Here is a 14,067-nt window from a genome sequence, read left to right as displayed (position 1 = left end):
CCGCTCCTTGCGTTTAACCCCCGATTCGCTGCGGAGACTGCAGTAGCGGAGAATGGACAGGTGCCTCAAGCTGCAAAATCCCGCCCCGTAGTCCCTCAGCCTGGTTCCTCCCGGGGAACACAGAGCAAGGCTGCCGGCGCCCTCGGGATTACGAAGGCCTGGCAACTTGCCGGACTGGCAGCGCTGCTTCCGGGCCTTACAGCAGCTCTGCTGTTCTCCGGGGCCGCTGCTGCGCGTGAGGTCTCCGATCCCGGCGCACTGGTCCGGTGGGGGCTTCCCATCAGCAAAGCAATACACAACGTCTCTCTGGCCACCGTGATCGGCGGCCTGATCTTCGCGGTCGGGATCCTCCCCAGAAACCGGGCAGACTCGCGATCGAAGGCCCCCGGCGCTCCCGAGCACCCGGCCTTTACCCGCGCCCTGGCCGTAGCGGGAGCCGCCGGAGCTGTCTGGACCCTGTCCGCCATTGCGGTATTGGTGCTGACGTACTCGGACGTTGCCGGCCAAGGGGTCTCCGGCGACGCTGAGTTTACGCGCGCGCTGGTGTACTTCATGACCGACATCGAGACCGGCCAGGCCTGGCTCTCGGTGACCATCATTGCGGCCATCGTCACGACCTCACTCTTTGGCGTGCGTTCCCTTGGTGGTCTGGCGCTTACCCTTTTGCTGGCACTGGCGGGACTGGTGCCTACGGCGCTGATCGGCCACTCCTCCAGTTCGGATGATCATGAAGGAGCCATCAACTCCCTGGGGCTCCATCTGGTGGGAGTCTGCGCGTGGGTTGGCGGCATCATCATGCTGGCAGTGCTTTCGGAGCTGCTTTCCGGCGGAAAAGCCGGGGTGAAGACAGGTGGGTCCGGTAAAGCCGGCGTTAAGGCCGGCGGACCTGCTGACATCACAGAAGCAACGCTGCGCAGGTTCTCCGCGCTGGCCGGATTCGCCTTCGTCTTGGTTTTTGCCTCCGGGGTGATCAATGCGAGCATCCGCATCACCAGCTGGGGAGATCTGTTCGGCTCGGCGTACGGTCAACTCGTCTTGGCCAAGACTGCAGCCGCCCTGCTCCTGGGTGGCATCGGCCTGATGCACCGGCAATGGGTCATCCCGCAGCTGAGCCGCAAGGGATCCGCCACGTCATCCCGCCGGGTGCTGTGGCAGCTGGTATTGGTGGAGCTCCTGGTTATGGGCGCGACGTCGGGCATTGCCGTGGCGCTGAGCCGCTCCGCTCCGCCGCAGCCCACGACCTTTGCCCCGGACGCATCGCCGGCTTTCATCCTGTCCGGCTACGAGCTCCCTCCCGAGCTGACACCGGAACGATGGCTTACGGAATGGCGGCTGGATTGGCTGTGGATCGCCGTAGCGCTTTTCGGCCTCGTCGCGTACTTCCTGGGCGTAGCCAAGGTCCGGCGCCGCGGCGACAAGTGGAAATGGTTCCGGTCCGTCAACTGGGTGATCGGGCTGCTGGTGCTGACGTTCATCACGTCCGGTCCGCCGTCGGTCTATGGCCGGGTGCTGTTTTCCGCGCACATGGTGGACCATATGGCCCTGACCATGGTGGCACCCATCTTCCTGGTCCTCGGGGCACCAGTGACGCTTGCGCTGAGGGCCCTGCCTGCACGGGGGGACGGTTCCCGTGGGCTGCGCGAATGGCTGCTCGTCTTTGTGCACTCGAAAGTCTCGCAGCTGGTCACTCACCCGCTTTTTGCTGCGGCGAACTTTGCCGGCTCAATCGTCCTGTTCTACTTCTCGGACGCCTTCGGCTTTGCGATGCGGGACCACGTGGGCCACGAGCTCATGAACCTGCATTTCGCGCTCGCCGGCTACATCTTTGTGCTCAGCATGCTGGGTACGGATCCGCTGCCGCGGCGTGCGCCGTATCCGATGCGGCTCCTTCTGCTGTTGGCCACCATGGGCTTCCACGCTTTCTTCGGGGTGGCCATCATGGGGGGTACGAGCCTGCTGGCCGCGGACTATTTCGGCAGCCTCGGCCGCACCTGGGGGCCCTCAGCCTTGTTGGACCAGCAACTGGGCGGCGCGGCCGCGTGGGGAATCGGTGAGGTGCCCACGCTACTGGTGGCGATCGGCGTCGCCGTCATGTGGTCCCGCTCCGACGAGCGAGAGATGCGCCGGACCGACCGGGCGGCGGACAGGAATAACAACGCCGATCTCACTGCTTACAACGATATGTTTGCCAAATTGGCCGAACGCGACGCCAGGCTGGCCGAACGCAACTCAAAGCTGGAAGGGCACTGATGAGCGAAACCGTACGCACCCACCACCGGGTCCGCGCCTCCGAACTGGTGGGCCGCAACTGGCTCAACACCGGCGGCAAGTCCCTGGACCTCGAATCCCTGCGCGGCAAGATCGTGCTGCTCGACTTCTGGACGTTCTGCTGCATCAACTGCCTTCACGTTCTGGATGAGCTGCGCCCCCTGGAGGAGAAGTACTCCGACGTCGTGGTGACCGTTGGCGTCCACTCGCCGAAGTTCGAGCACGAGGCCGATCCCGTGGCCCTGGCTGCAGCCGTGGAGCGCTACGAAATCCACCACCCCGTGCTGGATGACCCGGAGCTTGAGACCTGGAAGGCGTACACGGCCCGCGCCTGGCCCACACTGGTGGTCATCGACCCCGAGGGCTACATCGTGGCGCACCTCTCCGGCGAAGGCCACGCCGACGGCCTGGCGGTGCTGATCCCGGAACTGATTGCAGAGCACGAGACCAAGGGGACCCTGCACCGCGGCAGCGGCCCTTACGTGGCCCCGGAGGCAACGTCCGGCACCCTGCGGTACCCCGGCAAGGCGTTGTACCTTCCGGCCGGGCGGGGATCGCTCAGTTCGGCCGCCGTTCCCGGCGGATCTTCAGAAGAAGCACCCGACGCCGGCTCCTGGCTTGTGACGGACACCGGTCACCACCGGCTGGTGGAACTGGCCACTGACTTCCGGACCGTGGTTGCGACGTTCGGCTCCGGAGCCAAGGGATACGCTGACGGAGCCGGCCTCGGGATGGACTCCCGCAAGCCGGCAGCGCAGTTCAACGAACCGCAGGGCCTGGTCCTGCTTCCGGAAGACGTGGCAGCGAAGACGGGCTACGACGTCGTGATTGCCGATTCAGTCAACCACCGCCTTCGCGGGCTGTCCCTCGGGGACGGGACCGTCAGCACGCTGGCTGGCAGCGGTGTGCAAAGACTGCTTGAAACCGGTCCCGCGCGTGTCGATGAGGACGGTGCCGGGTTCGGCGGCTCACTGGGTTCGGAGCCGCTGGGCGTTTCGCTGAGTTCCCCGTGGGATGTGGTGTGGTCCGCCAAGCTGAACGCCGTGGTCATCGCGATGGCCGGTGTGCACCAGATCTTCAGCTTTGATCCGCTCTCCGGGGCCGTGGCGATTGTGGCCGGCAACGGGCTGGAAGGCCTTTTGGACGGGCCGGCCCGCGAGGCCTGGTTCGCCCAGCCGTCCGGCTTGGCGGAGGATGCAGACGGCAACATCTGGGTGGCGGACTCTGAGACGTCCGCCCTGCGCAAGCTGGTGATTGACGACGGCGGTAACGTCACCGTGGAGTCCGCGGTAGGCAAGGGCCTCTTCGACTTCGGCTTCCGGGACGGCGCTGCCGCCGATGCCCGTCTGCAGCACCCGCTCGGTGTGACGGTTCTGCCGGACGGGTCCGTGGCCATCGCCGACACCTACAACGGCGCCGTGCGCCGTTACGACCCTGCCGCCGGCACTGTTTCCACGCTGGCGCGGGGCCTGTCCGAGCCCTCTGACGTCATTGTGGACCACACCCAGGTGGCGGGTGCCGAACCCTTGCTGGTGGTGGTGGAGGCCAACAAACACCAGCTCGTATACGTGCAGATCCCCAAGGATGCGCAGCAGGTTGACGAGGGCGCGGTCCAGACCCACCGGCCCAAGAGCCCCGTTGCCCCAGGGCTGCTTGAACTGACAGTCCGCTTCGCCGCACCCACCGGCCAGAAGCTCGACGACCGCTGGGGCGATCCCACACAGCTAAAGATCTCCTCCACACCGCCGGAGCTCCTGATTGCCGGCGGCGGAACATCAGTGGGACTGCGGCGGACGCTGGAGCTCGCGTCCGATGTTCCCGAAGGAGTGCTTCACATAACCGCCCGCGCTGCGGCCTGCGACGGCCCGGAATCCGAGGACGGCGAAATACCCGACCACGCAGCGTGCCACCTGTACCAGCAGGACTGGGGCATCCCTGTGGTTTTGCAGTCCGACGGCGACACCGAGCTGGCGCTGGACCTCCGCGGGATGGACTAGTTTCCGCAGGGAAGAAGGGGCGCGGTGCACGCTTAGAAGCTCAGGAGCGGCGTAACGGTGATGGTGTCGGCGTTGATGTCCAGGCGTGTGGTGAAGCTGAAATCGTGCTCCACATTCAGTTCCGACACGGCGCCCGTGAAAAGGTCCACCTGTTGTGCCGTGACCCGCGCCTTTCCTTCAAGCGGAGCCACGACCCAGCGCCCACCAAAGGGCTCGATGGATATTTTGGGGTATTCGGTGATGTTCCATTTGATGGTGCCGAGCGTCACGCGGTTATTGGTGGCGTGGTAGAACGGGCAGTCCGGCTGGAGCTGCTGTTGCTTTACCGCTTCCGCGGCACAGGAATCCAGGAACTGCTTCACCTTGTCTCCAACAGCGTCCTTGAGGCCGCCGGTGGCTTCGGTCAGCAGGTTCAGCGGCGCCGCAGGGACGTCCCGGGCGGACACGGTGGCATGCGTGGCCGGCGCCGCAAAGTACTCGCCGTTCAGGCTGGCCTCGTACTCTCCGGGGTAGAACACGGCAAAGGAATTGCGTCCGTTGGGCATGTTCACCGGGATTCCGTTGACTGTGGCCTCACTGGCATTGACCACGGAGACATCCACTGTGGGAAGGGCAGCGGGCACAAAGGTCCATTTGTTGAACATCAGCCACTCTGTGCCGGACTTCTCGAGTAGGAATTCTGTGCGCAAGCGGCTGCCGTCGATGGTGTATTCCATGGGCACCATCACCTGGTTGCCGGAGCGTTCCTCGGCGTCGCCGAGCTTCACATTGGCGATCCGGGACGCAGCCGTCTGGAGCGCCGTCCCGTCCAGCATCGCGGCGTTGCTCTGCGGCACCGTGGCCCGCAGGATACCCAGAGCCCGTTCACCTTCACCATGCTGCAGCGCGTCCAGATACTCCCGGACGGGCTGCTGCGGGCTGGCCGCGGAGTTGTTGACCAGATTGACGGCGACGATGGCCCCGGCGACAGCAAGCATCAGGCCCAGCAGCCATCCGGCCGCGATCTTCACCAACGCTTGACTCATCTGCACGCACCTTACGTTACCTGCAAGGCGAGCCAATAGAGGTTTAACCCCTGCTCCGTATGACACGAAGCGGCGGCCGCACGGAACGACGACGGCGGCTGATTACCCCCGCAGACAGTGGCCGCGCTGAAACTCGACGGCGCGTTGGCATGGGTCAGGCGGGCAGCCTGCAGCGCTTAGCGGCGCCGACGGGACGAGGTTCCGAAGACGCCCCGCAGGAGCTCCCGGCCCAACTGCGTTCCGAGTGACCGGGCCATGCTTTTCAGGCCGCCGCCGAGGGCTCCGCCCAGGGCGCCTGTGATGTCGCCCATCATGCCGCCGCCCTGCTGCGGGGCAGACCGCGGTGCACGCTCCTGGGGGGCCGGTGCACTTTCCGGCCGGGGCGCCGGCCTGCTGCTGGGACGCCCGAGGATCTCTTCCTCGATCCGGCGCGCATCGGCGTCGACCGCGTTCTGGTCGAGGGTGCCCGAGCCGGCTGTGGCGGGAACCGGCGGCTGGCCTGGAGCGGCGTCGCCGGTGGACGCGGCGCCCTTGCCCGTGAGTTTCTCGTACGCGGAGACGTTGTCCACCGCGCTGCCGTACTTGGCGAGAAGCGCTGAACCGGCCACCGTGCTCTTGACCAGCTCGTCCGTGCTCGGCCCCATGACGGATTCCGGCGCGCGCAGGCGGGTAAGCGCCACCGGCGTGGGTGCGCCCTTTTCGTTCATGACCGTGATGACGGCCTCGCCGATACCCGCAGACGTCAGCGTTTCCTCGAGGTCGTAGTCACTGATGGGGAAGGTGGACACGGTGGCTCTGAGTGCTTTGGCATCCTCGGGGGTGAAGGCGCGGAGTGCGTGCTGCACCCGGTTTGCGAGCTGGCCAAGGACGTCGGACGGAACATCCTTGGGGGTCTGGGTGACAAAGAAGATGCCGACACCCTTGGACCGAATCAGCCGGACAGTGGTGGTGATGGCATCCAGGAACGCCTTCGAGGCACCGTTGAACAGCAGGTGGGCCTCATCGAGGAAGAAAACCAGCTTGGGCTTGTCGAGGTCGCCGGCTTCGGGCAAGTCCTCAAAGAGATCGGCGAGCAGCCACATCAGGAACGTTGAGAACAGCTTGGGCTTGGTCTGCAGCGTGGGCAGCTCCAGGCAGGTAATGACGCCGCGTCCGTCCGGGGCGTTGCGCAGCAGCTCCGGAGTATCAAACTCGGGCTCACCGAAGAATTTCTCCATGCCCTGGGCCTCAAGGTTGACCAGCTCACGGAGGATGACGCCGGCAGTCGCCTTGGACAAACCGCCAAGGTCCTCCAACTCCGGCTTGCCCTCGTCCGAGGTAAGGAACTGAATGACAGCGCGGAGATCTTTGAGATCGATCAGTTCGAGGTTCTTCTGGTCCGCAAAGTGGAAAACCAGCTGCAGGCTGGATTCCTGGGTGTCATTGAGCTCCATGACCCGCGAAAGCAGGATAGGGCCGAACGATGTGATGGTGGCGCGGACAGGGATACCGTTGCCGTCACCGCCAAGGGACAGGAACTCCACCGGGAAGGTCTTGCCGGCCCACTGCTGGCCGATGCTGTCCGTGCGGGCGCTCAGCTTTTCACTTCCGACGGCGGCGGTTGCCAGGCCGGACAGGTCCCCTTTGATGTCCGCCAGGAAAACAGGAACACCGGCGGTGGACAGCTGTTCCGCCATCATGTGCAGGGTGACGGTCTTGCCGGTTCCGGTGGCACCTGCCACCAGGCCATGCCTGTTCATCATGGCCAGCGGGAGCCTGACCGGAGCATCCTTGTGGAGTTCGCCGTCGATAATCGCGGCACCAAGCTCGATCGTGGCACCTTCCAGGGTGTAGCCCTTCTGGATGGTGGCGAGTTTTTCTGCAGCGGACTTGTCGGCCATGCCGTTAGCTTAGCGGGGGATCCGACAGAATCTTGATGAATGCCAGTGATTTGATGATTTCCGGATCCTCCTGCAGATCGAACTGCGGACCGTAGCCGGTATTGAGGTAGAGGTGCCGCGCCTCCGGCTGCCGCGGACCCGTGGTCAGGTAGATCCGGCGGTATCCCCTTCCGGCCGCTACAGCCTCCATTTCCGCCAGCACCAATGCGGGGCAACCCGCGGCTGCGGTAGGCGGAGTGCGTCCAGATGCGCTTGAACTCGGCAGTGTGCGCATCGTAGCGGGCTTCGTATTCGACGGCGAGCTCGTCCAGGAGGGGCCTGACCCGGACGTCATCCATCGGCAGGCTGAGGACCGTCAGGTCAAACGTACCGGCCCCGAGCGGCACTGCATCCGATGGGGTTTCGGATCCCCGCAGCTGGGTGGTCACTGGCTACTCGACGACTCCGGGCACGCACGTTCTGACGGCAACTGCCACAGACAACGCTGGCAACACCGGTACGTCGGCCCAGACGTACACCGTCAAAAACTGGACCGCCAAGGGCTTCTATCAGCCGATTGATATGGGCGGGGTGCTGAGCACGGTGAAGGCGGGCAGCACCGTTCCAGCGAAGTTCGAGCTGTTTGCGGGCACCGCAGAGTTCACTGATGTCAGCCTTGTGGCAATGAGCGCCAGCCAGATCACCTGCACGCTGAGCTACATGTCAGGCATCGAGTTGACCGCAACCGGCAATACCTCACTGCGTTACGACTCCACCGGCGGACAGTTCATCTACAACTGGAAGACACCCGCAACCCCGGGCAAGTGCTACCAGCTCGCGATGACCGCCGGCGACGGCTCCACCCTCAGCGCCAACTTCAAGCTGAAGTAGGCAGCCCGAGCCAAACCTATGGATGACCCGCCTCACTGCGCAGGTCCTAGTACTTCGGTTGCGTTTATTTTATGGCGCCAAGCCCGGATGCGGCGCGGGGAGATGCGGAACCAGCGGCAGCACGTTGATGCGGATCAGGTTGCCCGCGGGATCGCGGAAGGCGCCGTCGCGAACGCCGTAGAGCTGCTTGGTCGGCTCCTGGATGGCCTCGACACCGCCGGCGCGCGATGACGCCGTCGAGTTCCTCCCGCCGCGCGCCCTCAGACTGACGCGGCCTCCCACGCGAACCCGTCCGGGTCGGTGAAGTTCCCGGCATCGCTGCCAAGGACCATCCGGTGCGATCCGGTTCCGTCCGGTGAGACGCCGGCATCCTTGGCGGCGAAACTGCGCCCGTAGAGCGCCAGCTTGACGTGCCCTGACGGGGCGGCAAGCTGGACGTACTTGCGGCCGAAGCTCTTCGCCACGGCCAGGCCGCGGTCGACGTAGAACCGCTTGGTCGCGGCAACGTCCGCGACTCCCAACAGCAGCACGATCTCATCGACCTGCCGAGTGGCCGGGCCGGTGTCCTTCTTCGACGACGTCGCGACCTTCCAGATCGCCCCGTCCGGGGCCCGAACGACGCCGCCGTAGCCCCAGAAACTCTTCTCGACTGGCTTCAGCACCGTCGCGCCGGCGTCGAGGGCGGTACCGACGAGACTGTCCACGGTGGATGGCTGGGACACCACAAGCGACAGCGCGAACCCGCGAAAGCCGGTGGTCGGTGCCTCCGAGGCGCGTACGCCCACTTGAGTACCCAAACCGAAGGCGGCGGCGTAGAAGGCGTTGGCGACCGTGGGGTCGGGCACTTCGAGGGTGACGGATTCGATGGAGGTCATGGCAGGTCCTTAAATGAGGCGGGTTTGTCGTACTGTTGGCGGCCACCACGCCGAGGATATGACAGCGGTGCGATCGTGGCCGGGTTGATATCTGCGATCGCCGCGCGGCTCAGCGCAGCTCGTTGATGCGGATGATGTCCATGGCTGTCAGACTAGTTGCGGCTCGTGACCGGCGCTTCTCCAAAACTGCTCGCTTTCGACCGGCCCTCCACGCCGCACGACGGCAGCTCCGCCGTCGCGCGAGTTGTCCGGCCCCGAGGGCGTGCCCGCGACGTGGGTGACCGGCGACGCCGGGCACCGAGCACCATGCCGATGAGCTGATCGCCTCCCTCTCCGACCGGGCATGGCGGAGGAGGTCCGCGGGCCTGGGTGCAAAAGGGGACCGCCGATCTGCGTGGGCCAGGGCCCGGATCAACGGCGGCAACGACCCGAAATGCGAGCATTGGCTCCGGGCCCGGCGCTTCCTGGCCGATCCTCAGGCCGTGGCGTACTACATCTGCCACGGACCCAAGCGTGTCGGTTTGGCCGAACTCGCCCGGGCGGCGGGGGCCCGGTGGGCAATCGGGGAAACCTTCCAGACCTCCAAAGGCGAGGCCGGCCTTGACCACTACCAGGTGCGGCAATCCACCGGCTGGTACCGGGACATCACCCTCTCCATGTTCGCCCACGCCTTCTTGACCGTCACACGGTCAAAAAAGGGGGCCCTCATCCCGCCGGCAGCGAGCCCATAGCCCTCACGCTGCCGGAGATCCGGCATCTGCTCACCCACCTGATCTGGACGCAGCCGCCCAGCCCGGAACACATACTCAAGCGCTCGCGCTGGCGCGGACGGCACCAGCAAACCGCCAAAAGGCACCACTACCGGGCCAGAAAGTCGACTCCATAAAGGCGACTGCAGTACTAGTGTTCCGTGTTAATTGTTTGTTTGCGTTTCATCTTGCCCAGGAGATAGTCCGCTGATTTGGTCCAGGTGAATGGTTTGGCGTCCTGGTTGTAGTTCTCGATGTAGCGTTCCATGGTTTGTTCCAGCTCTTTCACCGAGCTGAACGCACCGCGTTTGAGGCACTGGCGGGTGATGATCCCGAAGAAGATCTCCACCATGTTCAGCCAGGAACAGCTGGTTGGGGTGAAGTGCAGGCGCACGCGCGGGTTTTTGGCCAGCCAGTCCTTCACGTTCTGATGCTTATGCGTCGCGTAATTGTCGCAGATGACATGCAGTTCAACCCCGGGGTGGGCGTCGGCGACCCGGCCCAGGAAATCGACGAACTCGATGTTGGTGTGCTTTGGGTAGAAGGCGTTCGCGCTGAGTTTGCCGGTGAGGACCTCCAGGGCGGCGAACAAGGTGGTGGTGCCGTTGCGTTTGTAGTCGTGGGTCTGCTGCAGCGGGTGCGTCGAGGACAACGGCTGATCCGGGCCGGTGCGGGACAGCGCCTGGATTTGGGTTTTCTCATCGATGCTCACGACCACCGCGTTTTCCGGCGGGGACATGTACAGGCCCACCACGTCCCGGAGCTTGAACTCCAGGGCGGGATCAGTGGAGAACTTGAACGTCTCGATCCGGTGAGGCTGGATTTTCCAACGGCGCCAGATGCGGGCCACCGACGAAAAGGAGACTCCGTGGCGTTCGGCCATGATGCGGGCGGACCAGTGCGAGATCCCAAGCCCGGCCGGCGGCTTCCCGTCGTTGGTCAGGGTGTCCGCGATCAGGGCAAGCTCGTCGATCTCCCGCTCCCGTCCCGGGCGCTGGACATCGGACAGGGCCTCGATCCCGCCCTCGGCATAGCGGTTGCGCCACTTCAAAACCGTGGGTGCCGAAAACCCGGTGATCTTCTCGATCTGGATATTCGGCATCCCGTCGGCAGCCAACAAAACCGTGCGCGCCCGCAACGCCAATGTCGCGGAGGAAGAATTCCCACGAGTCAACGCCTCCAAGAACCCCCGGTCCCCGTCACGCAATTCCAAAGCCCTTGCCAGATAAACCATGGATCAAGTCTGACAAAAAACCATACCCAAAGGAATCAACGACACGCTACACTAGAGGCTGTTGCGTTCGATTGACTGGCCGAGGATGCGTGCACCTTCCGGGAAGGCGCCAGGGTTCGGTCCCGCGTAATTCAGTCGGATGAACGGGCCCGCAGGTTCGGCCGGGAACCATTCGGTGCCGGCGGCGATGATGACCCCGGCACTCTCGCAGTCACGGGTCAGCCGTTCGAGGTCGGTCCCGTCGGGCAGGCGTAACCAGAGGTTCAGTCCTCCCTTGGGGAGGTGGCTGATGTGGGCCTGCGGGGCGTGCTCGCGCAGGCTTGAGACGAGAAGGTCGCGGCGTGTTTGGAGCTGGTGGCGGAGGCTGCGCAGATGCGTCTGCCAGGCAGGCTGTGTAACGACATCGAGTGCTGCAGCCTGGAGAAGGCCGCTGACATACATCGACTCGGCTGCGCGGTCGGCAAGGATGCGTTCACGCGCCGGGCCCCGGGCGATGACCGCCGCAACGCGGATGGCCGGGGACACGCTCTTCGTCAGCGAGCGAAGGTAGACGACGTGGCCGGAATCGTCGCGCGCACCAACGGGGGCAGGAGTCGTGGTGATACCGAAGTCGTGCGCCCAGTCGTCCTCAACGAGGAATGCCCCGTTCTCGCGCACGACGGCCAGGACTTGTTCGGCCCGCCGGGCCGGCCATTGCGCTCCTGTGGGGTTCGCATAGCTCGGTTGTGCGTAGAACATCCGTGCACCGGTCTCCTCGAAGGCTCGGGTCAACTCTTCCGGGTCGGGGCCCTCGGGCCCGCTGGGCACCGGGATGACGCGGACGCCGGCTTGCGCTGCAGCCAGGATGGCTCCCCAGTATGTCGGGGATTCCATGAGCAGGGGCTGCCCGCTGCCGACCAGTGCCCTGAATATGGAGCCGAGTCCGCTCTGGCTTCCGGGCAGCACGATCACGTCACTCGGTGTTGGCGGGGCGACTCCAACCGGGGTCGAGGTGCCGAGTTCGTGCGCGAACCAGGACTGCAATTCGGGAAGTCCCGCTGCCGGTGGACGAGACAAGGCTGAGTCGCCCCGGGCTGCCCGGGTCAGCGCCGCACGCACCAGGCGCTCTGGCAGGAGTTCCCGGTCCGGATAGCCGGAGTGGAACGCGATGAGATCGTTCGATGTGCTGCGCATCGCGCTGGGGGCCGAGCGAAGAGGCGCCTGTGGTGAACGCAGTGCCGCCGTCTGCCAGCCGTAGTCCGACGGGCGCGCGGTCCGGACGGCCCGCACGAATGTCCCGACGCCGGGCCGGCTCTCGGTCAGACCCTGCGCACCGAGGGCCTGAAGAGCCTTCTGCACCGTCACTGGGCTGGCCTGGTACTCGGCAACCAGAGACCGCGTGGACGGCAGCCGGGATCCCGGAGCGGCCCCGGCGATCCATTCCCTGAGTCGCGCCGCAATACGGGAACTGCTATCGTTATTCATGAGAGACAACAGTAGCGCTACTACGCTTATTTGCCCAGTGATACTGTCCCGTTCAGCCACCGGCCTGTGGTGGGGTCTGGTTGGAGTAGCGGCGTTCTCCTTCACTGTTCCCTTCACCCGAGTGGCCGTCGGGGGCCTGTCGCCCTTGTTCATCGGGTCGGCCCGTGCGGTCGTAGCGGCAGTTCTCGCCGCATTCGCCCTCGCTCTCACCCGGCAGCGGCTTCCTCAAGGTGCACAGTGGGCCCGGCTCGCGGCGGTCGCCGGTGGGATCGTTGTCGGCTTCCCGCTGCTCACCTCGTTCGCGCTCGCTACCGCGCCCGCCAGTCACGGTGCCGTCGTCATCGCACTGCTCCCTGCCGCGACGGCAACGGCGGCAGTGCTCCGCGGCAGCGAGCATCCACCGGTAGCTTTCTGGGTCGTGACAGGGGTGGGCGCGCTGGCGGCGATCGCTTTCGCCTTCGCGCAGTCCGGTGGCTTCGGGCAGCTTCACGGGGCGGATCTGCTGTTCCTCGGCGCAGTCGTGGCCGCGGCCATCGGATACGCGGAAGGTGGCCTGCTTGCACGCGAGCTCGGCGCGTGGCAGACCGTATCCTGGGCGCTCGTCCTCTTATCGCCCCTAATGATGTTCCTGACGGTTCTCTCCATGGCTCAGCAGCCACCGTCAGGCACGCCGGTCCAGTGGGCCGCCTTTGCCTACCTCGGCCTCGTCAGCATGTTCCTCGGCTTCTTCGCCTGGTACCGCGGCCTTGCCATCGGCCCCATGGCCCAAGTCAGCCAGATCCAACTCATCCAGCCCATACTCAGTATCTGCTGGGCCGGACTCCTGCTGGGCGAGGCACTGACCTGGACCACCATCATTGGCGGCCTCGCCGTCATCCTATGCGCCGGTATCGCCGTTCGCGTGCGCCTTAGCCCGCCGCGCGCGGCACGGAATCCCTGACGATCCGCGGACCACGAAGTCCCTTCATCAAAAAAGGAAGAGCCCCATGTACATCCCAGCGCACTTCGCAGCCAGCCCCGACGCAATCCATGACCTCCTCACCCGGCCAGCCGCAGCCAATCTGGTCACCATGACCTCGCAGGGCCTGCTCGCCACCTTCCTGCCCTTCCTCTACGATCCCTTGATCGGTGAACACGGCGCCCTGCACGGACACCTCGCCCGAAACAACGCCCAGTGGTCGGAGCCCGCGATCGGAGAATCACTCGTCATCATCCAGGGCGCGGACGCCTACGTCTCGCCCTCCTGGTATGCATCGAAGGCCGAACATGGACGCGTAGTACCGACCTGGAACTACTCCACCGCCCACGTGTACGGCAAGCTCGTCCTCCACGAGGACCCGGCCTGGCTCGGCAATCACGTCAGGCGGCTGACCGACCTCAATGAAGCCCATTCAGATCGGCCCTGGTCTGTGCACGATGCACCGGAGCGCTACGTCTCCGGCCAGCTACGCGCCATCGTGGGCGTCGAGCTGCTCATCACAAGGATCCAGGCGAAGAGCAAACTCAGCCAGAACCGACCCGACACCGACATCGACGGCGTCGTGGCAGGACTTGCTGCCCGAGGGCAAACAGAGAGCGCCGCCGACGTAGAGCGAACAAGACGAGAAGATTCAGATCGGGAGCCCGGCCGCGCATAGGACGCCGGAGTTAGCAGGACGTTCCTATGACTACTTCGGAAGTCCGCGGAGCTTCACATGCTCCGTGT

Annotated in this window: 11 protein-coding genes and 1 pseudogene; 6 read left to right on the top strand and 6 right to left on the bottom strand. The window is 65.1% G+C overall.

Annotated features, from left to right (window positions below):
* The first annotated feature begins 60 nt into the window (after positions 1 to 60).
* A complete protein-coding gene (locus tag ACQCST_RS19150; RefSeq protein ID WP_426997339.1) occupies positions 61 to 2,250 on the top strand; it encodes a cytochrome c oxidase assembly protein in 2,190 nt (729 codons plus the stop codon).
* A complete protein-coding gene (locus tag ACQCST_RS19145) occupies positions 2,250 to 4,265 on the top strand; it encodes an NHL domain-containing thioredoxin family protein (RefSeq protein WP_426997338.1) in 2,016 nt (671 codons plus the stop codon). Before ACQCST_RS19150 ends, ACQCST_RS19145 begins: the two co-directional genes overlap by 1 nt.
* Positions 4,266 to 4,297: 32 nt before the next feature.
* Here ACQCST_RS19145 and ACQCST_RS19140 read toward each other — a convergent pair whose 3' ends face one another.
* The 3 genes and pseudogenes from ACQCST_RS19140 to ACQCST_RS19130 all read right to left on the bottom strand — a co-directional run bounded on the left by ACQCST_RS19140 (position 4,298) and on the right by ACQCST_RS19130 (position 7,508).
* Entirely contained in the window at positions 4,298 to 5,290 is a 993-nt protein-coding gene (locus ACQCST_RS19140) for a hypothetical protein (RefSeq protein ID WP_426997337.1), read from the bottom strand.
* A gap of 176 nt (positions 5,291 to 5,466) precedes the next feature.
* Positions 5,467 to 7,170 carry a helicase HerA-like domain-containing protein gene (locus ACQCST_RS19135; protein WP_426997336.1) on the bottom strand — a complete coding sequence of 568 codons (1,704 nt, stop codon included), beginning with the start codon at positions 7,168 to 7,170 and terminating at the stop codon, positions 5,467 to 5,469.
* A gap of 4 nt (positions 7,171 to 7,174) precedes the next feature.
* Positions 7,175 to 7,508: pseudogene (locus ACQCST_RS19130) on the bottom strand (GNAT family N-acetyltransferase).
* 82 nt (positions 7,509 to 7,590) lie between these two features.
* On the opposite strand from ACQCST_RS19130, the gene ACQCST_RS19125 reads away from it, so the two are divergent.
* Entirely contained in the window at positions 7,591 to 8,040 is a 450-nt protein-coding gene (locus ACQCST_RS19125; RefSeq protein WP_426997335.1) for a PxKF domain-containing protein, read from the top strand.
* A gap of 260 nt (positions 8,041 to 8,300) precedes the next feature.
* Here the strand turns inward: ACQCST_RS19125 and ACQCST_RS19120 are convergent, their stop codons facing one another.
* On the bottom strand, positions 8,301 to 8,915 hold the full coding sequence (locus tag ACQCST_RS19120) for a glyoxalase (RefSeq protein ID WP_426997334.1): 615 nt from the start codon (positions 8,913 to 8,915) through the stop codon (positions 8,301 to 8,303).
* 482 nt (positions 8,916 to 9,397) lie between these two features.
* Between ACQCST_RS19120 and ACQCST_RS19115 the strand changes: the two genes are divergently transcribed.
* Positions 9,398 to 9,646 carry a hypothetical protein gene (locus ACQCST_RS19115; protein WP_426997333.1) on the top strand — a complete coding sequence of 83 codons (249 nt, stop codon included), beginning with the start codon at positions 9,398 to 9,400 and terminating at the stop codon, positions 9,644 to 9,646.
* Positions 9,647 to 9,815: 169 nt separating this feature from the next.
* On the opposite strand, the gene ACQCST_RS19110 is transcribed toward ACQCST_RS19115, so the two are convergent.
* Both ACQCST_RS19110 and ACQCST_RS19105 read right to left on the bottom strand, forming a co-directional pair.
* Positions 9,816 to 10,898, bottom strand: a complete 1,083-nt coding sequence (locus ACQCST_RS19110) for an IS630 family transposase (RefSeq protein WP_426996262.1) — start codon at positions 10,896 to 10,898, stop codon at positions 9,816 to 9,818.
* A gap of 51 nt (positions 10,899 to 10,949) precedes the next feature.
* The gene (locus ACQCST_RS19105; protein ID WP_426997332.1) at positions 10,950 to 12,362 is read right to left on the bottom strand and encodes a PLP-dependent aminotransferase family protein; all 1,413 of its coding nucleotides are present in this window, start codon (positions 12,360 to 12,362) and stop codon (positions 10,950 to 10,952) included.
* On the opposite strand from ACQCST_RS19105, the gene ACQCST_RS19100 reads away from it, so the two are divergent.
* Entirely contained in the window at positions 12,361 to 13,302 is a 942-nt protein-coding gene (locus ACQCST_RS19100) for a DMT family transporter (RefSeq protein WP_426997331.1), read from the top strand. The genes ACQCST_RS19105 and ACQCST_RS19100 overlap by 2 nt on opposite strands.
* A 46-nt stretch (positions 13,303 to 13,348) precedes the next feature.
* Positions 13,349 to 13,999 carry an FMN-binding negative transcriptional regulator gene (locus tag ACQCST_RS19095; RefSeq protein ID WP_426997330.1) on the top strand — a complete coding sequence of 217 codons (651 nt, stop codon included), beginning with the start codon at positions 13,349 to 13,351 and terminating at the stop codon, positions 13,997 to 13,999.
* Positions 14,000 to 14,067: the final 68 nt, after the last annotated feature.

This window comes from Pseudarthrobacter sp. N5 (assembly GCF_050157035.1).
GTDB lineage: Bacteria > Actinomycetota > Actinomycetes > Actinomycetales > Micrococcaceae > Arthrobacter.
The sequence above is the reverse complement of the archived record's forward strand: the minus strand, read 5'-3'. Positions and strand labels throughout refer to the sequence as shown.